Below are 314 nucleotides of genomic sequence, written 5' to 3'. Positions count from 1 at the left end.
CCGGCGAGGAAGGTCATCGAGCCGAGTTCGAGCGCGAGATCGCGGCAGCGGTCGCCGCCATACGTCTGGATGGAGCGGGGCGCCGAGGCGAGCGCCGCCGCGACCATGTCGCGGCCGATTCTCACCATCTGGCTGTCCTCGTAGACCAGCGCACCCGCCTTGGCGTAGATGGCGCGGGCTTCAGGCAACAACACCTTGATGCCAAGTTCCTCAAGCACGCGCAGCGCGGTGTCATGTATCGCCGCGACCTGGTCCTCGGAGAAGACCGGCTGCGGCAGGAACGGGTTCTTCAGCGCGCGGTAATTCGGATGGCG

At 66.9% G+C, this 314-nt stretch carries 1 protein-coding gene; it reads right to left on the bottom strand.

Features of this window, described 5'->3' with window-relative positions:
* On the bottom strand, positions 1-314 hold a 314-nt coding region (locus tag EN859_RS36670; protein ID WP_189502557.1), incomplete at both ends, for a trimethylamine methyltransferase family protein.

It is taken from the genome of Mesorhizobium sp. M00.F.Ca.ET.216.01.1.1, from assembly GCF_004010325.2.
In the GTDB taxonomy this organism is placed as follows: domain Bacteria; phylum Pseudomonadota; class Alphaproteobacteria; order Rhizobiales; family Rhizobiaceae; genus Mesorhizobium.
The sequence above is the reverse complement of the archived record's forward strand: the minus strand, read 5'-3'. Positions and strand labels throughout refer to the sequence as shown.